The 19,592-nt window shown below is 72.8% G+C and carries 13 protein-coding genes; 6 read left to right on the plus strand and 7 right to left on the minus strand.

Annotation, left to right across the window (positions count from 1 at the left end; genetic code table 11):
- Positions 1–161 precede the first annotated feature (161 nt).
- On the plus strand, positions 162–2,279 hold the full coding sequence (locus ACQP10_RS27695) for an ATP-binding protein (RefSeq protein ID WP_355642463.1): 2,118 nt from the start codon (positions 162–164) through the stop codon (positions 2,277–2,279).
- Between the two features lie 97 nt (positions 2,280–2,376).
- Here ACQP10_RS27695 and ACQP10_RS27700 read toward each other — a convergent pair whose 3' ends face one another.
- Both ACQP10_RS27700 and ACQP10_RS27705 read right to left on the minus strand, forming a co-directional pair.
- Positions 2,377–3,366 (minus strand): 4-epi-cubebol synthase, encoded by a 990-nt coding sequence (locus ACQP10_RS27700; RefSeq protein WP_179826808.1) that lies wholly within the window; start codon positions 3,364–3,366, stop codon positions 2,377–2,379.
- A gap of 55 nt (positions 3,367–3,421) precedes the next feature.
- Entirely contained in the window at positions 3,422–3,826 is a 405-nt protein-coding gene (locus tag ACQP10_RS27705) for an ankyrin repeat domain-containing protein (RefSeq protein ID WP_179826806.1), read from the minus strand.
- A 102-nt stretch (positions 3,827–3,928) separates the two neighbouring features.
- Between ACQP10_RS27705 and ACQP10_RS27710 the strand changes: the two genes are divergently transcribed.
- Both ACQP10_RS27710 and ACQP10_RS27715 read left to right on the plus strand, forming a co-directional pair.
- Positions 3,929–4,837 (plus strand): proteasome assembly chaperone family protein, encoded by a 909-nt coding sequence (locus ACQP10_RS27710; protein WP_179826804.1) that lies wholly within the window; start codon positions 3,929–3,931, stop codon positions 4,835–4,837.
- A 40-nt stretch (positions 4,838–4,877) separates the two neighbouring features.
- Positions 4,878–5,960, plus strand: coding sequence for a Gfo/Idh/MocA family oxidoreductase (locus tag ACQP10_RS27715; protein WP_386148429.1), 1,083 nt, complete (start codon positions 4,878–4,880; stop codon positions 5,958–5,960).
- 125 nt (positions 5,961–6,085) lie between these two features.
- Here the strand turns inward: ACQP10_RS27715 and ACQP10_RS27720 are convergent, their stop codons facing one another.
- A complete protein-coding gene (locus ACQP10_RS27720; protein WP_179826801.1) occupies positions 6,086–6,883 on the minus strand; it encodes a tyrosine-protein phosphatase in 798 nt (265 codons plus the stop codon).
- Positions 6,884–7,002: 119 nt separating this feature from the next.
- On the opposite strand from ACQP10_RS27720, the gene ACQP10_RS27725 reads away from it, so the two are divergent.
- The gene (locus ACQP10_RS27725) at positions 7,003–7,398 is read left to right on the plus strand and encodes a hypothetical protein (RefSeq protein WP_179826799.1); all 396 of its coding nucleotides are present in this window, start codon (positions 7,003–7,005) and stop codon (positions 7,396–7,398) included.
- A 60-nt stretch (positions 7,399–7,458) separates the two neighbouring features.
- Here ACQP10_RS27725 and ACQP10_RS27730 read toward each other — a convergent pair whose 3' ends face one another.
- Together ACQP10_RS27730 and ACQP10_RS27735 are read right to left on the minus strand one after the other, a co-directional pair.
- Entirely contained in the window at positions 7,459–9,591 is a 2,133-nt protein-coding gene (locus ACQP10_RS27730) for a M6 family metalloprotease domain-containing protein (protein ID WP_433540017.1), read from the minus strand.
- Positions 9,592–9,807: 216 nt separating this feature from the next.
- Positions 9,808–10,062 carry a hypothetical protein gene (locus tag ACQP10_RS27735; RefSeq protein ID WP_179826797.1) on the minus strand — a complete coding sequence of 85 codons (255 nt, stop codon included), beginning with the start codon at positions 10,060–10,062 and terminating at the stop codon, positions 9,808–9,810.
- Between the two features lie 179 nt (positions 10,063–10,241).
- On the opposite strand from ACQP10_RS27735, the gene ACQP10_RS27740 reads away from it, so the two are divergent.
- Positions 10,242–10,781, plus strand: a complete 540-nt coding sequence (locus ACQP10_RS27740; RefSeq protein WP_433540018.1) for a DUF4282 domain-containing protein — start codon at positions 10,242–10,244, stop codon at positions 10,779–10,781.
- Between the two features lie 101 nt (positions 10,782–10,882).
- Here the strand turns inward: ACQP10_RS27740 and ACQP10_RS27745 are convergent, their stop codons facing one another.
- Positions 10,883–12,670 carry a PP2C family protein-serine/threonine phosphatase gene (locus ACQP10_RS27745; protein ID WP_346023090.1) on the minus strand — a complete coding sequence of 596 codons (1,788 nt, stop codon included), beginning with the start codon at positions 12,668–12,670 and terminating at the stop codon, positions 10,883–10,885.
- 353 nt (positions 12,671–13,023) lie between these two features.
- Between ACQP10_RS27745 and ACQP10_RS27750 the strand changes: the two genes are divergently transcribed.
- Entirely contained in the window at positions 13,024–15,837 is a 2,814-nt protein-coding gene (locus ACQP10_RS27750) for an ATP-binding protein (RefSeq protein ID WP_433540019.1), read from the plus strand.
- A gap of 148 nt (positions 15,838–15,985) precedes the next feature.
- Here the strand turns inward: ACQP10_RS27750 and ACQP10_RS27755 are convergent, their stop codons facing one another.
- Entirely contained in the window at positions 15,986–19,396 is a 3,411-nt protein-coding gene (locus ACQP10_RS27755; RefSeq protein WP_433540020.1) for a M28 family peptidase, read from the minus strand.
- Positions 19,397–19,592 lie beyond the last annotated feature (196 nt).

Genomic DNA, 19,592 nt, shown 5'->3' on the forward strand with positions numbered 1-19,592 from the left:
GAGCCAGGGCCAGGGCCGGCGGGACGGGATCCGGGCCGCCGCGCGGGACCCCCGGCCGGGCGGGGGCGGATGATCCGCGTGCGGGGACAGCCTGAGGTCCCGGCGGGTACGATGCCAGAGCAGGTGTGATCTCCCCCTGGCACTACCCCCGTGAGGCGGCCATGGCAACGCCATCTGGATGGCGGCGAGACGGCAATCTTCCCAACGAGCTGACCAGCTTCGTGGGGCGCACGAGGCTGCTGGCCACGCTCCGGCAGCGCCTCGGCCGGCACCGCCTGGTCACGGTGACGGGCATCGGCGGCGTCGGCAAGTCGCGTACGGCGCTGCGCATCGCGCACCTGATGCGCAGCCAGTTCAAGGACGGCGTGTGGTTCGCCGACCTGGCCCGGCTGCAGGACTCCGGGATGGTCCGGCACACGATCACCGCGGCCCTCGGGATCGCCGACCAGTCGTCCCGCTCGGCCGACGAGACCCTGATCGAGTGGCTCGGCGACCGCGAGATCCTGCTGATCATCGACACCTGCGAGCACCTGGTCGACGCCTGCGCCGAGCTGTTCGAGGAGCTGCTGAGCAACGCCGGGGGCCTGACCATCCTGGCGACCAGCCGCCAGTCGCTGAACGCCCGGGGCGAGCACACGATCGCCATCCCGCCGCTGGCCGTGCCCGGTGACACGCCCGGCGAGGACGTCTTCACCAACGAGGCCGTGCAGCTGTTCGCCGCCCGGGCGAGCGCCGTGGTGCCCAACTTCGTGCTGGACGAGCACAACATCGGCCCGGTCTCCGAGCTGTGCCGCCGCCTCGACGGCATCCCGCTCGCCATCGAGCTGGCCGCGGTCCGGATGCGGGCGCTGTCGGTGGAGCAGATCCTGGGCCTGCTGGCCGACCGGTTCAGCCTGCTCGCCGGGGCCAGCCGTACGGCGCTGCCCCGGCACCAGACGCTGCGCGCCGCGATCGGCTGGAGCCACGAGCTGTGCGAGCCCGCCGAGCGGCTGCTGTGGGCCAGGCTGTCGGTCTTCGCCGGCGACTTCGAGCTCGACGCCGCCCGCTACGTCTGCTCCGGCGACAACCTGCCCGCCGAGGACGTCATGGATCTCATCTCCAGCCTGGTGGAGAAGTCGATCCTGCTGAGCGACGGCACCCCCTCGGGGCACCGCTACCGGCTGATCGACACGCTGCGCCAGTACGGCGAGGAGTGGCTGGAGAAGCTGGGCGAGACCGGCCGCGTCCGCAGGAAGCACCGCGACTACTACCTCCAGCTCGCCAGGCGGAGCGAGGACGCCTGGTCGGGTGCCCGCCAGGTGTACTGGTACGTCCGGATGCGCCACGAGCACGACAACATCAGGGTCGCCCTGGACCACTGCCTGCGCGACCCCGCGGAGGTCCAGGAGGGGCTGAAGCTGCTGTCGTCCCTGTGGTTCATGTGGGTGGCCTGCGGCCTGGCCCGCGAGGGCAGGCTCTACCTGGAGAAGACCCTGGAGCTGGCGCCGCAGCCGAGCGCGGAGCGGTGCAAGGCCCTGTGGGTGCTGTCCTACGTCCACAGCGCGCAGGGCAACATCGCGGGGGCCGTGGACGCGGCCGAGAAGTGCAGCTCCGACGCGGTCCGGGTGGGCGATTCCGGGGCCGTCATCCTCGCCACCAAGATGCTCGGCACGGCGGCCTTCCTCCAGGGCGACCTGCAGAAGGCCAGCGCGCTGCTCGGCGTGGCGATCGAGTTCCACAAGAGCGGCCGGGAGCTCAACCCGGGCCTGCTGCCCTCGATCGTCGAGCTGTCGATGGTGCTGCTCATGCAGAACGACCCGGCGGAGGCCGAGACGCTGCTGCGCGACTGCATCGCGGTCTGCACCCAGCGCGGCGAACTGTGGCTGCGCTCCTACGCCATCTACGCCCTGGCCAGCGTCTGCCAGGGGATGGGCCGCGTCTCCGAGGCCATGGACAACGCCCGCGAGGCGCTGCGGCTCAAGCGCTACTTCCACGACGTGCTGGGCATCGGCCTGGCGATCGAGGTGGTCGCCAGGCAGGCCCTGGACGCCGGGCAGCCGGGGCTGGCGGCGCTGCTGATGGGCGGCGGGCAGGCCAACTGGCGCACCTTCGGCATGCCGCAGATGAACTCGCCGTTCTTCAACTCCGAGCACGACCGGTGCGTCAAGGAGTGCAAGCGGGTCCTCGGCGAGGAGGAGTTCGAGGAGGCCTTCGCCCAGGGCAGGAGGCTCAACCTGGACGAGCTGATCGAGCTGGCCCTCGGCGGCGACCCCGACGACCCCGCCACCCAGCGGCGGTGATCGCGGCGGGTCAGCGGAAGGCATGACCCGGCCGCCCGGGATGGTCCGTGACGGTCGGCGGAAGGCGTGACCGGCCGTCCCGGATGATCCGCGGCGGTCAGCCGGAGGCGAGCCCGGCCGCCCGCTCCCAGGCGCCGGTGTAGCGGGAGCTGGTCAGCGAGTAGTCGATGCTCCCGCTGATCCAGAACTCCAGGCCGCTCAGGTAGGCGAGCACCGCCTCGGAGCCGAGCGCCTCCAGCGACGGGCGGGCGGCCACCATGTCGGCGATGGCCCGGTCGCGCATCCCGGCGATCAGCTCCATCGCCCGCTGCCGGGAGCAGCGGCGGTGCCGGGCGAGCACGGTCACCAGGTTGTTGCGGGCGTTGACGCCCTCGTTCTCCTTGGCGTAGGAGATGAGGTCGTTGTCCCAGACGACGACGTCGTTGGCGTGCCCGGTGACCGCGCGCACGAGAGGGTGGCGCCATTCGCCGGGGGTGAGGCGGTGACCGTTGACGATGTCGATGAGCGCGAAAACGGTGAGCATCGCCCCGGTCCGCCGCCGCATGAAGACGTAGTCGGCGAGGGAGGGCACCACCCGGTCCTCGCGGTTGGCGGCCTCCCACACCTGCGCGGACAGGTAGTCCCTGGTGGCGGCGCACCAGCGTTCGAGCTGGTCGGCGTCGCCCGAGGCGGCGATCCTCCCCCTGATCTCCAGCAGCGCCCTGGCGAACGCGTCGCCGGGCCGGCCCGCGGACTCCGGCTCGTCGAGGACCGCGAGGAAGCGGGGCAGCGCGCGGGCGATCTCCGCGGCCCGCCGGTCCGACTCGCAGAAGACGTCGTCGAAGGCGAACAGCCACACGCACCAGTCGGTCACCAGGCGGAGCGCGTCATGGTCGGCATGGGGGTAGGTCCGGGCGCAGAGCCAGCCGTATCCGGCCCGGCGGTAACGTTCCACCATTTCGTCGTCGAGCATCCCGGAGTCGGCGAGCCACTCCAGGGTCTCCTTGTCCGCCTGGTCGGCGTACGGACTGACCTGGCTGGGGAACGGGCAGGGAAGCGGTGGGATGCGAAGGGGCCGGGATGCCCGTCGGGCGGTCGTGGTCTCCACCCGTCAAGAATGGACGAACACCGAACGTTTTCCTATACACCCGTAAATACCAACTTCAGGTTTTCGGCCGGTTCTGAAACCATTTCAGATATTCGTCGTTTCCGAACATCCGCGCCGTGTCCGCCGCCGACGGGGTGCCCGCGTACGGATCGGCGCCGGCCTCAAGGAGCGCCCGGACCACCTCGGGCTCCTTCTTGAAGACCGCCCCGGCCAGCGGCGTCTGCCCGCGGTCGTTCGGCCTGCCGGGGTCGGCCCCCAGCTCGGCCAGCGCCCGGACGGTCGCCGCGTGACCGTGGTAGGCGGCGAGCATCAGCAGGGTGTCACCTTTGTCGTTGGCCAGATCGACCGGCACCCCGGCCTCGACGTAGGCCCGGAGCAGGTCGGTCTCCCCCGCTCTGGCCAGGCCGAACAGGCGGGTGGCGAACTCCTCCAGCTCCGGGTCAGGCTGCATGTGCTCCATTCTGCCCCGATAGGGTGCCCAGTGATCGCCGTGGACGGCGGAATTCACCGGACGCCCCACGGGTTCACCTGAAGAGACGACTGACGAAAGGCTGGAAGTACGGTGTCAGACCCGACGGATCTCTACCGGCTCGGCGGTGACCTCCCTGAGCTGACCGATCCGGTGCTGCTCTACCACTTCGACGGTTTCGTGGACGCCGGCGCCGCGGGGCGCCTCGCCATCGGCCACCTGCTCGCCGAGCTGGAGCACCGGGTCATCGCGACGTTCGACGTGGACCGCCTGCTCGACTACCGCTCCCGGCGGCCGGTGATGACGTTCGACACCGACCGGTGGTCCGGCGTGGAGAGCTCCGAGCTCGTCCTGCGGCTGGTCCACGACACCACCGGCACGCCGTTCCTGCTGCTGTCCGGTCCCGAGCCCGACTTCCAGTGGGAGCTGTTCGTCGCGGCCGTCGGGACGCTGGTCACCCGGCTGGGCGTGGGCACGCTGGTGACCGCGCACGGCATCCCGATGGCGGTGCCGCACACCCGCCCGCTGGGCGTGACGAGCCACGCCACCCGCCCCGAGCTGGTCGCCGGCCGGACCAGCGTCTTCGGCGAGGTGCGGGTGCCGGGCAGCGTCGCCGCGCTGATCGAGTTCCGGCTGGGCGCCGAGGGGCACGACGCCCTGGGGCACGCGGTGCACGTCCCGCACTACCTCGCCCAGGCGGAGTACCCCGCGGCCGCGGTGACCGCCCTGGAGTCGATCACCGGCAGCACCGGCCTGGTGTTCCCGCTGGAGGGCCTGCGCGAGGCCGCGGCCAAGACCGACGTCGAGATCGCCGAGCAGATCGAGGCGTCCGCGGAGCTGTCCACCGCCATCAGCGGCCTGGAGCAGCAGTACGACGCCTTCGCCGCCGGTTCCGAACGCGGCAACCTGATCGCCGAGCCGTCCGAGATGCCGACCGGCGACGAGCTCGCCGCCCAGTTCGAGGCGTTCCTCGCCGAGCGGGACGAGCGGCACGGTGACTGACGCGGTGACCGACGCGGCGGCCGGCCCGGCGACTGACGCGGTGACCGACGCGGTGACCGGTACGGCGGCCCCCGGGGACGGCGCGGCGGCCGGCCTGCGCGTCGGGCTGGTCGGCTACGGCGTGGCCGGGGCGTTCTTCCACGCCCCCCTGATCGCCGCGACGCCGGGTCTGCGCCTGTCGGCGGTGGTGACCGGCAACCCGGAGCGGGCCGCCGAGGTGCGCCGCAGGTACGGCGCGCGGGCGGTGGGCGACGCCGCGGAGCTGTGGGAGGAGAGCGACCTGGTGGTGGTCGCCTCCCCCAACCGCACCCATGTTCCGCTGGCCCGGGCCGCGCTGGAGGCGGGCCTGCCGGTGGTGGTGGACAAGCCGCTCGCCGCGACCGCGGCGGAGGCGCGCGACCTGGCGCGGCTGGCGCGCGAGCGCGGCCTGATGCTGACGGTCTTCCAGAACCGCCGCTGGGACGGCGACTTCCGGACCGTCGAGCGGCTGGTCTCCTCCGGCGAGCTCGGCGAGGTCACCCGGCTGGAGTCCCGGTTCGAGCGCTGGCGTCCCGTCCCCAAGGGCGGCTGGCGCGAGACGGGCGGCGCCGAGGAGCTCGGCGGCCTGCTGTACGACCTGGGCAGCCACCTGGTGGACCAGGCCCTGCGGCTGCTCGGCCCGGCCATCGAGGTCTACGCCGAGTCCGACGTGCGCCGTCCGGGCGTCGCCGCCGACGACGACACCTTCGTCGCCCTCACCCACGCGGGCGGCGCCCGCTCCCACCTGTGGGTCAGCTCGGTCGCCCCGGTGCTCGGCCCCCGCTTCCGCGTCCTGGGTTCCCGGGCGGGATACGTCAAGCACGGCCTGGACGTGCAGGAGGAGCGCCTGCGCGCGGGCGCCGATCCGGGCTCTCCCGGCTTCGGCGAGGAGCCGGAGGAGCGCTGGGGCGTCCTGGGCACCGACGACGACCATCGCCCGGTCCGCACCGAGCCGGGCGCCTACCTCGACTTCTACCGGGGCGTGGTGGCGTGCCTGCGCGAGGGCGCCCCTCCCCCGGTGGACCCGGAGGAGGCCGCCGGGGTCCTCGCCGTCCTGGAGGCCGCCCGGCGATCCGCTGCCGAGCGCCGCGTCGTCCCGCTCTGAGGGCCCGGCGGCGAGGCTCGGCCCTCCCCGGGCCGAACCCTCGCCGGCGACCGCCGTACGGCCGCGCCGCCCCCGGGTTACCCGGCGGAGTCGTCACCGGTCCGCCGGGTCGCCCGGGGGGCGGGTCAGTCGCGCAGACGTGAGCGCAGGGCCTCGGAGTCGCGGCCGGTCCATCCCTTGGACTCCAGCCACACCAGCGGGCCGCCGAAGCGGTCGTCCAGGACGCGCAGGAACTGCCGGAGATACTCCGGCCGGGGGCGGTGGTCGTCGGCCGGGCGGGAGTCGAGGTCGTCGCGGTAGGTGGCGCTGGAGCGCAGGCGGGCCAGGATGCCCTCCAGACGGTCACCGGTGGCGACGTAGTCGGCGATGATCGCCTCCCGGGTGGCCCCGGCGATCTCCAGGGCCAGGGCGCAGACGACGCCGGTGCGGTCCTTGCCCGCCGCGCAGTGGACGATGGCGGCGCCGTCGTCGTGGGCCATGGCCCGCAGGGCGGCCACCACGGCGTCCGGCCGGTCGCGCAGGTAGCCGTAGTAGAAGCCGGTCACCCGCAGCTCGGCGAGGTCCTCCTCCCCCCGCTCCTTCCAGGGCAGCACCCGCGCGCCGTCGATCGTGTCGGCGTCGACGTCGGTGCTCCCGCCGCTCTCGGCGAACAGCGTGAGGTGGTGGATGTTCACCTCGGGGACGGCCGTGAGCGGCCCCGGCCCTTCCAGCGACACCTCGGCGACCGAGCGCAGGTCCACGACGTGGCGCAGCTTCAGCTCGCCGACCAGCAGCTCGACGTCGCGCTCGGTCAGCCCCTGCAGGTTGTCGGACCGGTAGACCCGGCCGAATCGTGTGGTCCCGCCGTCCACCGTCGCGAGCCCGCCGAGGTCGCGCACGTTGACGGCACCTTCAAGATCGATCCATCGCGTCAGCTCGTTCATCACCGGGAGCCTATACGGCGGAATATGTCCGCGCAGGGAACAACCAGCGCCCGTTGTCGTAAATGTCGGACCGCATCCCCGGAGTCCGGACCAACGGGCACGGCCAATATGTTGATCGGGTGCTTTCCGTATCCCTCGACACCGTCCGTGTCTTCCTTCATGTGCTGGCCGCCACCGTCTGGGTCGGCGGGCAGCTCACCCTCGCCTTCCTCGTCCCCTCGCTCCGTACGGCCGGCGAGGGGGTCACCGGCACCGCGGCCCGCGCGTTCAACAGGGTCGCCTGGCCGGCGTTCGCCGTCCTGGCCGCGACCGGCGTCTGGAACATGCTCGCCGTCGACGGCGGCGACCCGGCCTACAAGACCACCCTGCACGTGAAGATGGCGGTCGTGGTGGTCTCCGGCGTGACGGCGTTCCTGCACGCCCGCGCCCGGAGCCGGGGCGCGATGGCCGCCTTCGGCGCGCTCAGCGGCCTGTCGGCGCTGGCCGCGCTGTTCCTCGGCGTGCTGCTGGGCTGAGTCGCGGCGATCAGACGCTCGGCGCGGGGGACGGACGGTCCGTCCCCCGCGCCGCCGCGTTTACAGGCCGACCACGTGGCAGGTGGCCGTGGCCGTCCGGGTCGGGTCGCTCTCGGAGGTGGCGGTCAGGGTGACCGTGGCCAGGCGGCTGCCACCGTCGGCCCGCACCGCGTTGACGGTCACCGCGGTCCGGTCACCGAAGTCCGCGGTCGCGAGCGCGTTGGGCAGCGACGCCGTCCAGCCGCGGCCCTGGACGACGGCCGACAGCCGGTAGACGTCGCCGCCGAGGTAGGCGCGCACGTCCTCGGGGTGCCCGGCGCCGGTCCCCGCGGCCCGGCCGGTGTTGAACAGCGGGAACCGGCAGCTCGACAGGCCCTTGCCGGCCGGGACGCCGGCGGCCGGGAGCAGCCGCACGCCGCGCCGCTGCGGTCCCGCGCCGTCCAGGGAGCGGACCGCGACCTTGTAGGACAGGACGCCCGCCGCGTCGCGGCGCAGGTCGAGGACGTAGAAGTGGAGCCGGTTGGCCTCGTCCACGTACTCGAACTCCGAGCCGGAATCGGTGCCCGCGTGGAACAGCGCGTCCGACAGCTGGCGGTAGTCGCCGATCGTGATGGGCACGGCGGTGCCGTCGGGCAGGACGTAGTCGGTCATGCCGATGTCCTGCGGGTTGGCGTCGACCACCCACTCGAACGGCGCGCGGTCGGCGTTCTTGGTCTTGGCCAGCAGCACGCCCGAGTCGGGGGTGAAGGAGTCGGCGCCCATCCGGTCGACGACCTCGACGGTGTAGTTGTCGTAGCCGCCGCCGTCGCACATCGGATCCTTCGCGACGTCGCAGGCCGGGGCGCGGTCGCCGTCGCCGAAGGCGATGTTGACCCCGGACAGGCCCTTCGGCCCCGGCTGCGCCACCCGGGCGGTCACCTCGGCGATGACCACGCCCGAGTCGGCGAGCGCCCCGCGCGACAGGCGCAGCACGTTGCGCTCGTCCACCATCTCCAGCTTGATCTTGTTGCGGAGCATGTGCTGGGCGCCCATGGAGCCGCCCCCGGTGGCCGGGATCAGCCAGCGGCTGTGCGGCCCGCCGGGGCCGTTGAAGCTGCCGCGGCTGAGCATCTCCCAGATGCCGGTGTAGGCGCGCCGCGGCGGCACGCCGAAGGGGTTGTTGTAGTTGTCGCCGATGCCGAGGATGTGGCTGAGCTCGTGGGCGTAGACGCCCTGGCCGGAGCTCTCGGCCTGGGTGGACGACCCGCCCCCGGCGTTGGGCCAGATGGAGGCGGCCGAGGCCCAGGAGGTCCAGTCGACGTAGCGGGTGTCGGCCCAGTTGGGCAGGCCCGGGTCGGGCGGGCCGAAGTCGTCGGTCACCGCCTCCTTCGTCGGGAACTTCATCTGGCCGAACTCCTGCCAGGTGGACGACTCGTCCTGGCCGGCGCTCAGGAAGAAGACGAAGTCGAACCCGGCGGGCACCTCGGCGCCCTCGGCGGCGGCCCAGGCCGCCTTCCCGTCGGTCCGGATGTTCCGGTCGCAGGTGTCGCCGGCCGGGCAGGCGCCGCCGCCCTGGAACTCCATGCCGTACTCGTGCGACTTGCCGGGCATCCGGTAGGGGCCGAAGGCCGTCAGGTCGACGCCGTAACGACCGCCGGAGTCCTCCATCCAGTACTCGTGGATGGTGTGGCCGCGGTTGAGCGGGCCGGGGGTGTTGAGGAAGTCCTTGTAGAACCGGGCGACCTTCTCGCGCGGGATGTCGTGCGCCTCCGCGCTGGGGTTGCCGAAGACGGTCGAGCCCTGGGGCCGGGTGACCACGAACGACTGGTCGGGGTAGTCGAGCAGGACCAGCGCGCCGCGGAAGGTCCGCTTGGACCCCTTGACCGCGGGATCGGCCCAGTCGACGCCCGGGGGCTTGGTGTAGTCGGCCCACGTCATGTGGTCCGGGTTCTTCCAGTTCTGCGGGTCGATCGGGGCGGGGAGGCCGGGCTTGGCGCGCAACGCGGTCGTGGAGCCGGCGGGGGCGTCCTGCTGCCAGGGCTGGGTCCGGGGCCACTGGTTCAGGCGCCAGGGGGTCGCGGGGTCGGCGGCGGAGGTGGCGCGGGCGGCGGCCTGGCCGGCGGGGTCGGCCGAGGCCGGGACGGAGGCGAGGCCGACCGGGATCAGCACCGCCGCCGCCACGAGAACTTTGAACAACCGTGGGGGGTGAGTCACGACAGACGACGCTATAGACCGCTCCGCCGTAGATCAACGGTCAGCCGCCCTCGTCTCTCCCGCATGCGAGCGGTCCGCCGCCCTCCGCCCCTCTCACACGCGAGCGGCCCGCCGCCGTCGCCTCTCCCACACGCGAACGGCCCGCCGTCCCGGAGGGAGGACGGCGGGCCGCCGCCGCACCTTCGGTTCCCAGGAGGGTGCGACGTCTCAGCGGGGTCATCCGGACCGGACCGCGTTCACGATCACGGCCAGGAAGACCAGTGTGACCGCCCCGGCCACCACCATGCCGCGGACCGCCGACCACGCCGCCGACTTCGCGTCCGTGATCTTCGCCGCGGCCTCGGCCGCCGCGCTCACCGCCTTGCCCCATCCGAGCCAGGCGTCCACCGTCCGCTGGAACCGCCGGCCGACGAAGAACACGACCGTCGCGACCAGGACGAGGATCAGGACCCGACCGTCCGAACCATCCACGGAGAAACCCCCAACCGGGACAAGCACGGGTAAGTTACTTTGCGTATTCTATCGGCTACACAAATGACAGGGAAGACTCTCTCCACGTCTCCGCCCTCTCCCGCGTCGGGAACCGCCGTGATCCTCCGGGAGGTTTCTGGCAAAGTGACAACGCCCAACCCCTCAGCGAGGACGCGACGATGACCAACCCCTACCAGAGCCAGGACCCGCAGCCCGGTTACGGCCACTACTCCCAGGGCGGTTACACCCACCAGAGCGGTTACGCCCAGGGCGGTTACACCCAGGACCCGTACCAGGCCGGGCAGCCGTACGGCCAGAGCGGCCACACCCAGGACCCGGGGCCCCACTCCCCCGGCCAGACCCCCTACACCCCCGGCCAGTACACCCCGCCCACCTACCAGCATCCGGCCCCTCCGCCCGGCGGCACGCGGAAGGGGTTCTTCGCCCGCCTCTTCGACCTGAGCTTCGACCACTACGTCACGACGAGCATCATCAAGGTGATCTTCGTCATCCTCGTGGTGGTCGAGGTCCTCTGGGCGCTCTCCACGCTGGCCCTCGCCTTCGACACCGGCCCGGAGAGCGGTGTGATCGCCCTGCTCCTCACGCCGATCGGGCTGTTCCTCGCCATCCTGCTGACCCGCGTGTGGATGGAGCTGCTGGTGGTCATCTTCAAGATCAAGGAGGATCTGGGCGCCATCCGCGACCGCGGCGGCCTTTAGAGGGATCCCGTGCCACCAGGAAGGGGGATCCCGGCGGGGCGCCTGCCGCACGGGCCGTCCGGGTGACCCGCGGGGAACCCGCCCCGGGCCGCGCGCCGGGGTCAGAGGACCCGCAGCGCCAGCAGGCAGACGTCGTCGGTCGCGCTCTCCTCTCCGAGTTCCCGCAGGACGCAGACGAGGTTCTTCTCCGGGTCCCCCTCGGCGCAGCGCCCGGCGGCGTCGAGCATCGCGTTCAGGCCGACGTCCAGACTGCGGCCGCGGCGCTCCACGACGCCGTCGGTGTACAGCAGCAGCAGGTCGCCCCGGGCGAGCTGCGTCGTGGTCAGGGTGTAGTCCATGTTCTCGAACGCGCCGAGCATGGTGCCGTTGCTGGTCTCCAGGAAGACGGCCTTGCCGTCGCGGACGAGGACGGGCGGCAGGTGACCGGCCGAGACCCACTCCAGGGTGCGGGTGGCGGGGGTGAAGTGCCCGATGACGGCGGTGCCGGTGACGGTGATGTTCTGGTTGGCGTGGAAGGCGAGCTCGTTGAGCCACCTGGCGAGCCGGTCGGCCGGGGCGCCGGTGTAGGCGAGGCCGGCCAGGCCGCTGCGCATCTGGGCCATCAGGCTGACGGCGCTCAGGCCGTGGCCCATGGCGTCGCCGATGGCCACCAGCACCCGGCCGTCGGGCAGCGGACGCACCTTGAACCAGTCCCCGCCGAGGTGTTCGAGCTCACCGCTGGGCGAGTACCTCACGCCCATGTGCAGGCCGGGCAGGTCGAACACGCCGTGGTGGGTGGGCATGATCGTGTCCTGGAGGGCGAGCGCCACCCGGTGCTCCTCCTCGGCCCGGTGCCTGGCCTGGTGCGTCTGGTCGCGGGCCTCGGCCAGCGCCCGTTCCCGGCGGCGGTCCGCGGTGACGTCCTGGGCCATGGCGCGGACGGCGAACGGGAAGCCGGATCCGTCGAGCACCGGCTCGGCGGCCAGGCGCACGTGCCGGATGCCGTGCCGCTGCTGGACGCGGAACTCGTGCTCGACCGACTCCCGGTGCTCCAGCAGGGTGCGCACCACCTCCTCCACCGCGCCCAGGTCCTCCGCCACGACCGCCTCGGGGAGCTGCTCGAACGGCAGGGGCCCCTCCGCCGTGTCCCGGCCGAACATCTCGTACATCGGGAGGGTCCAGATGGTCCGGCCGCTGGCCAGGTTCCACTCGGCCCAGCCCAGGCCGGCGATCCGCTGGGCGCGTTCCCAGCCGGTGATGAGGCGCTCCTCCTCGTCCAGCTCCTGCCAGGTGAGCAGGATCCCGTCCGCGACCCGGCTCGCCCGGACGCTGATCGAGCGCGGCCACAGCCGGTCGTTCCTGGCCTCGACGTACTCGAACGGTCCCCGCTGGAACGACTCCCCCGTCTCGAAGACCCGGATGCACTCCTCCAGCAGCCCGGCGCGCATCACCCCCGGGGAGAACTCCAGGAGCCGGTGCCCCCGGAAGACCTCCAGGGGGCGGCCGGTGACGTCCTCGCCGCTCTCCGTGGTCGCGACGACGAGGAAGTCCACCAGCCGGCCCGTCTCGTCGGTGACCGGGCTCAGGTACATGGCGCACAGCGACATCGCCTCCATGACGGGGGCCGCCCATTCCGGCGGGTCCACCCGCGGTGCCTCCGGCGGCTCCCCGGCCCGTTCGTCCACGGATCGGGCGACCTCCAGCAGGTCCACCCCGCTCTCGTGCGACAGCCGGGCCAGGTGGGCCGCGGCCTCCTCCGGCCGCACGTTCATCCGTACGGCGAGGCGGCACGTCACCTGGTCGAGGATCGCCGCCCGGCGCATGCGCCGCCTGATCAGCTCGATCCTCTCGCGCACCAGCGCCTGAGCGGCGGCCCGGCGTTCACCGTCCCCCTGGTCGGGAATCGCCATTCCACCTCCCGGGTCCGATTCCCAGCCTGTCGCCAGGATGACCACGAAGAGGTTGGACGAACTTACAGATAGGCCCCTAATAATTCCTCAGCGCCAAATGATGTTTCTTTACTGACAAAAGAACCCTGACACGCCCGGCCGTGATCACCCTCCGGCTCCGTGCCCCCGTCGCGCCGAAATCCGGACGCGCAGGTCACGGGCGGTTCGCACGGCCGCTCCCCCCGTCTCAGAGCAGCCGTGTGCGAATCTTGACACGCACCCGCAACAAGTCCGTTATGTCCAGAGGTTGACCTTGAATGGCGATATGCGGGACCCTCCCTGAGGGTCCCGACCCGTCTCACCCGGAGCCGCCAATGAACAACCTGGCCTCTCCCGTACTCGTTGGACGCACCTCTGAGCTGCGGGTTCTGATCGAGGCGATGGCCCGCCCGCCGGCCGTGGTGCTGGTGGAGGGAGAGGCGGGCATCGGGAAGACCCGGCTCGTCCACGCCGCACTGGACCGTCTCGTGTCCGGCGACCGGCCCGTCCTCCTCGGCTACTGCCACCAGATCCGCGAGCCCTTCCCGTACGGTCCCGTGGTGGAGGCGCTCCGCGAGGTCGCGGGCCGGCTGCCGGCGGCCGAGGTCCTCAACCCGGTCACCGGCGTGCTCCGCGACTACCTGCCCGAACTGTCGCACGCGCTCCCGCCGCCACCGCCGCCGCTGAATGATCCGCGGGCCGAACGGCACCGGCTGTTCCGCGCGATGCGCGCCCTGCTGGCGGCCGTCGGACCGGCCCTGCTCGTGATCGAGGACCTGCACTGGGCCGACGACGGGACGCGGGACCTGCTGCGGTTCCTCGCCGACCAGCCGCCCGAGGGACTGACGGTGGTGGCGACCTACCGGCGGGAGGACCTGAACACGCCGGGCCTGCCGCTCGGCCGCGCCTACCGGCGCCCTCCGGGCACGACGAGCCTGGTGATACCGCTGCGGCCGCTGGACGCCCCGGAGGTGAACAGCCTGGCCTGCGCGCTGCTGGACCGCTCCGCACTGCCGCCCGCCTTCGTCGCGCGGCTGCACGAGCACACGGCGGGCATACCGTTCGTGGTGGAGGAGGTCGTCCGCTCCCTGCCCGACGCGGAGGGGCCCGAAGCGCTGGATCGCGCCGGGGTGCCACTGCTGCTGCGTGAGGCGATGGCCGAGCAGATGGCCGGTCTGCCCGCGGCGGCGGTGAGCGCCGCGCAGGCGGCGGCGGTGCTGCGGCTCCCCGTGGACGAGCGGCTGATCGCCGCGGTCAGTGGGGCCCCCTCCGGGCTGGGCCAGGCGCTGCGCGCCGGCGTGCTCCGTGAGCATCCCGGCGGCCGCTACGGCTTCCGCCACGCCCTCGCCCAACAGGCCGTTTACGACGCGATCCCGGGTCCGGACCGCCGCCTGGCGCATGAGCGCGCGATGGCCGCGCTCGCGGCGGTGACCCCTCCGCCATTGGTCCAGCTGGCCTTCCACTCCCGGCAAGCCGGGGACATCGGCGCGTGGCTGCGCCACGGCAGAGCGGCCGCCGACCGGGCGGCCGCGCTCGGCGACACCGCCCTGGCGGTCGAGGTGCTCGACGGCATGCTCGCCGATCCCGACCTGCCCGCGCCCGAGCGCGGCCCCCTCTCGCTGGCGCTGAGCCGCCTGGCGGCGACCGGGCTGTCGTACCAGCGGGTGGTGCGGCTGCTGCGCCGCCTGCTGCGGGACGACTTCCTCGCCCGCGAGGTGCGCGGCGAGGCACGTCTCAACCTCGGACTGATGCTGTCCAACCAGGCGGGCGACATCCCCGCCGGACGCCCCGAGGTCCTGGCCGCCGTCGCCGAGCTGCACGACCGGCCGACGCTGGCCGCCCGCGGCTGGGCCAGCCTCGCGCTGCCGGAATGGGGGACCGAGTCGCTGGCGACGCACGCGGAGTGGATGGCCCGCGCCGAGGCGCTCGTCGCGATCACCGACGACCCGGAGCTGGCGGCCGCGGTCCTGGCCAACCGCGCCTCGTTCGAGATGTCGATCGGCTCCCGGGACGCGTTCGCCATCGCCGCCACGCTGCCCGTCTCCGACCCGTCCGTGGCGGTCCGGCGACAGGTCGCCCGCGGTTACTGCAACCTTCACGACTCGGCGACCACGCTGGGCCACTACACCGCGGCGGAGGAGTTCGGCAGGCAGGGGCGGCGGCTGGCCGCGGAGACGGGGGTGCTGTTCCCCGCCTACACCGTCGATGTCGCGACGGTCCGCAGGCGTTGGCTGACCGGCCGGTGGGAGGGGCTCCGTGACCAGGCGATCGCCCTGGTGGAGCTGGCCACGGAGGCCCCGCTGATCGCGGTGGACGCCTGGCTGGTGCTGGGGCTGCTCGCCCTGGCCACCGGTGAGTGGGAGGAGGCCCGCAAGTACCTGTACAGCGCCGGCATGGACGCGCCGGACGCACGCTTCCTGCCGATCGCGGTGGCCGCCGCGGGCGGCCTGGTGGAGCTGCACCTCGCCCGCGGCGCGCTGAAGGACGCGGTCACCGAGGCCGTGCAGGCGGCCGCCCGGATGCGCCGCAAGGGGGTGTGGGCCTGGGGCGCCGGCCTGATCCCCTCCGCCGTCACCGCGCTCGCCCAGGCCGGGCGTGTCCAGGAAGGGGCCGAGCTGGTGACCGAGTTCGCCGACGGGATCACCGGCCGTCTCGCCCCCGCCGCGCACGCCGCACTCGACCACGCCCGGGGCGCGCTGGCCGCCGACCGGCGGCCGGACGAGGCCGCGGACTTCTTCGCCCGCGCCCGGGAGGCGTACGCGGCCCTGCCCCAGCCCTACACCGCGGCGCGGGTAGGCGAGAGCGAGGCGCGCGCCAGGCTCGCCCTCGGCGACCGCTCCGCCGCCGCGGCCCTCGCCGAGACGGCGGAGCGGTTCGGCGAGCTCGGCGCCACCCACGACGCCGCGCGCTGCCGGCGCGCGCTGCGCGACCTCGGTGTGGAGTCCCCGCTGCCGCGGGGCCGCAAGGGCAACGCCGGCGCGCTGTCGCAGCGGGAGAAGGAGGTGGCCCGGCTGGTCGCGCTCGGCCGGACCAACCGGGAGATCGCCGACGTTCTGTTCCTGTCGACGCGCACGGTCGAGACCCATGTCGCCACCGTGCTGCGCAAGCTCGGCCTGCGGTCGCGCACCGAGGTCGCCCCGCCCGTCTGAACGCGCCCGGCCCGCGCGTCGCCCCGTCCGCCTCCGGGGACGGCACCCGTCCGTCGTCTCCGGCCCGGAGACGACGGACCGGAGACGACGGGGCCCCCGGGGCCGATCGCTCGGTCCCGGGGGCGTCTTCCGTTCGTGGGCCGGACACTCAGACGGTGATGCTCCACCAGTCGAGTTTGCCGGTGTCTCCCGGATACAGGTCGTCGACCTCCAGGACCCACTGTCCGGCCGCCCGCTGGGTGACCGGGACCGTGTAGGTCCGCGTGCCGTACGGGGTGCAGACGTAGCCGCCGCTGGCCTGGAGCGGATACCACAGCCCGTTCGGGCCGCGGAGCCACAGTTGGAGGTCCTCGGCGCAGGGGTGGTTCATCGTGACGGTCACCTTGACGGGCGACGCCGCCGAGCCGGTCGCGGTGGAGGTGATCGGGCTCAGGACGGTGCCGTAGTCGTAGACGGTGTAGTCGGTGTCGTTGCGGAACGTGCGGCCACCCGAGGTGCCCTGCACGGTCAGCGTGTACGTCGAGGTGCGGGTGGCGGCCTCACCGGTGCCGGTCACCGTCACCTGGTAGGTGCCGGAGGGCGTCGCGGCCGTGGTGGCGATGGTGAGGGTGGACGAGCCGCCCGAGGTCACCGACGCCGGGTTGAAGCCGGCCGTGGCGCCGGTGGGCAGACCCGACGCGGACAGGCTGACCGTCTGCGCGGTGCCCGCCGTGGTGGCGGTGGAGACCGTGGCGGTGGCCGCCTGGCCCGCCTGGACCGTCCCCGAGGACGGGTTCATGGAGATCGAGAAGTCGCGGCTCGTGGTGGTGCCCGTCGCGAGCTTCCAGATCGCGTACGCCGAGGCGTCGGCGGCCCGGTCCAGGACGGTGTCGTTGATGTTGCTCGTGGTGTCGCACGACTGGTGGTAGCAGGGGTCGTACGCCCGGCCCGCCGTGCCGCCCCACTTGGCGGCCTGGGCCGAGGTCTTGGTGGCGCTGGCGCCGGCCGCCACGCCGGAGGTGGCGATCCCCGCGTTGCGGAACGGCGCGTCGTCGGACCGGTTGGCGCCCTCGGTGTTCTCCTCGGGCTGGAGGTTCAGGCCGTCGTAGAAGGCCTTGAGGTGCTGGGCCGCCTCGGTGGTGATGTTGTTGATGAAGTAGCCGCCGTTGGTCGAGGCCACCATGTCGTAGTTGTGGTAGACCTTGATCTTGCTGCGCTCGGTGGAGCTGAGCGAGTTGACGTAGAACTGGGCGCCGTTGAGGCCCTGCTCCTCGTCGGTCCACCAGCCGAACCGCACGTGCTTGGCCATCGTCGGGTTCTTCGCCGCCAGTGTCAGCGCGACCTCCAGCAGCGCCGACGAGCCCGAGCCGTTGTCGTTGATGCCCGGACCGGCCGAGACGCTGTCCAGGTGCGCTCCGGCCATGACGACCTGGTTGGCGTCGCCGCCGGGCCAGTCGGCGATCAGGTTCGGCCCGGCCCCGGAGGTGCAGACGGAGGTGCAGGACTGCCGCACCACGGTGTAGCCGGCGGCGGTGAGCTTCTGCTCGATGTAGGACACCGACGCGGTGTAGCCGGCGCCCGTGGACCTGCGGGTGCCGCCGTTGGCGGTGGCGATGCTCTGGAGCTGCTGCAGGTGGGTCTTGACGTTCGCGAGGCTGATGTCCGGCGGGTCGGTCGGGGTGGGCCCGCTGCCGACCGTCAGGTTGTAGGACGCCGTGTGCGTGCCGGACGTGGCGGAGCCGGTGACCGTGACGGTGTACGTCCCGGCCGGCGTCGACCCGGCGGTGCCGATGGTCATGGTGGAGGAGCCGCCCGAGGTCACCGACGCCGGGTTGAAGCTCGCGGTGGCGCCCGCCGGCAGGCCGGAGGCGGTGAGGGTGACCGTCTGCGCGCTGCCCGAGGTGGTCTGCGTGCCGACGGTCGAGGTGACCTGCTGGCCGGGCTGCGCCGAACCCGCCGCGGGGCTCAGCGTCACGGAGAAGTCGTTGCCCGTCGCGGCGCAGGTCGGCTCACCGGTCTGCACCGGCACGCTGACCGCGTTCCAGGCCGCCTTGGTGGCGGCGCACTCGGGGCTGCCATCGCCGTACAGCTCGACCGCCGCCGACAGCGACGCCAGCCTGGCGTTGGTGTACTTCCAGGTCGAGGTCTTGCGCATCAGCGCGCCCATGAAGATCTTTCCGGCCTTCTGGAGGCCGATGCCGGTGACCGAGGAGGGCCCGCCGGAGCAGATCGGGCTGTTCGGCTTGCCGCCGCCCGGCGCGGAACCCTCGGCCAGCAGGTAGAACCAGTGGTTGAACGGGCCGGCCGCCGCGTGCACCTCGGTGCTCGGGATCGAGGAGGACCAGCAGTTGGGGTCGCCCACCTTGGACGGGTCGTACATGTACCGGATCGGGCCCTCGCCGACGAGGTTCACCTTCTCGCCGACCTCGTAGTCCGGCGGGTCGTTCGGGTTGTTGGCGTAGGCCTCGGTGAGCGCGCCGAAGACGTCGCCGACGGCCTCGTTGATGCCGCCGTTCTCGTTGCCGGAGCCGGTGCCGCCGGGGGTGTTCTGGAAGACGGCGTGGCCGAACTCGTGGGCCACCACGTCGATCGACGTGGCCTGGCGCTGGTTGTCCTGCGTGTGGCCGAAGTTGGTGGTGCTGCCGTCCCAGTAGGCGTTGACGTCACTGAGCCCGACCTTGGTCGGGAAGCCGCCGCCACTGCCGTTGATGCCGTTGCGACCGAGCCAGTCGCGCAGCATGTCCCATTCCTTCTGCACCGAGTAGAGCGCGTCCACACACGCGGTCTCCAGGTTCGTCCCGGAGCCGTTGCCCCAGGCGTCGTCGGTGCCGGTGTAGGCCGAGCCGTTCTGCCCGCCGCAGCGGATGCCGCTGCGGGTCGAGTCGGTCATCGAGTACGAACTGCCGGAGCCGCTCGTGGAGATGGTGACCTGGCCGTAGTAGTAGCCGTTCCCGGTGCCCGCCCGCACCTCGTCGTAGGCGTCGGCGATCTCGCCGGTGCGCGCGTCGACGAACACGTGCTGCTTGCTCGGCTTGCCGCCGGCGATTCCGGAGACCAGGGCCTCCCATGCGAGGCGCGGCTTGGCGCCCCAGGCCAGGACCACCAGGCGCGGGTCGGCGCTGTCGTCGACCCGGGTCAGCCGGCTCTTCGCCTTGGCGCGGGCGTCATCGGCGGTCACCGTCGGCGAGGTCGGCACCTTCGGGGTGGCGCCGGAGGCCGCCGCGGTGTCGCGCACCTTCCCCGCGGAGTCGGTGATCACGACCGCGTCGCCGCCCACCACGGGCAGCCCCTTGTAGGTGCGCTCGTAGACGACGGAGTACATGCCTTCGGAGCCCGGCATCACGGCGGTGCGCCGGTAGGCCTCGTCGGGCCCCTTGCGCAGCTCGTCCAGACCGCTCGCGACGGCCTGGTCGGCGGCGGCCACGGCGAGCTGGGGCGGGTCGGCGAAGGAGCGGACATGGAGGGAGCGGGCATGGTCGGCCGGCTTCGGGGAGGGTTTGGCGGCTGCCGGTGAGGAGGGTGCCACCGCGGCCACCACGGCCAGGCCGAGGGTGGCCGCGAGTACGGCTCTGCGTCTCACGCGTGTTCCTTTCGAACGGTCTCCCGCACCGCGTCCGCCCGCGCGCGGGCAGGGGGGAGGGCGGCGGCTCCGCAGACCGGGATCACCCGGCGGCGGGCACGGCGGGAGACGAGGGGGGTGAGGAGGCGAGGGGGCGGCGGGGTGCGGTGCCCCCGTTTCGTGACGTTAGATCCGCGCTCAGGCGCCGAACATCCGT

This window comes from Streptosporangium sandarakinum, assembly GCF_050942225.1.
GTDB lineage: Bacteria > Actinomycetota > Actinomycetes > Streptosporangiales > Streptosporangiaceae > Streptosporangium > Streptosporangium nondiastaticum.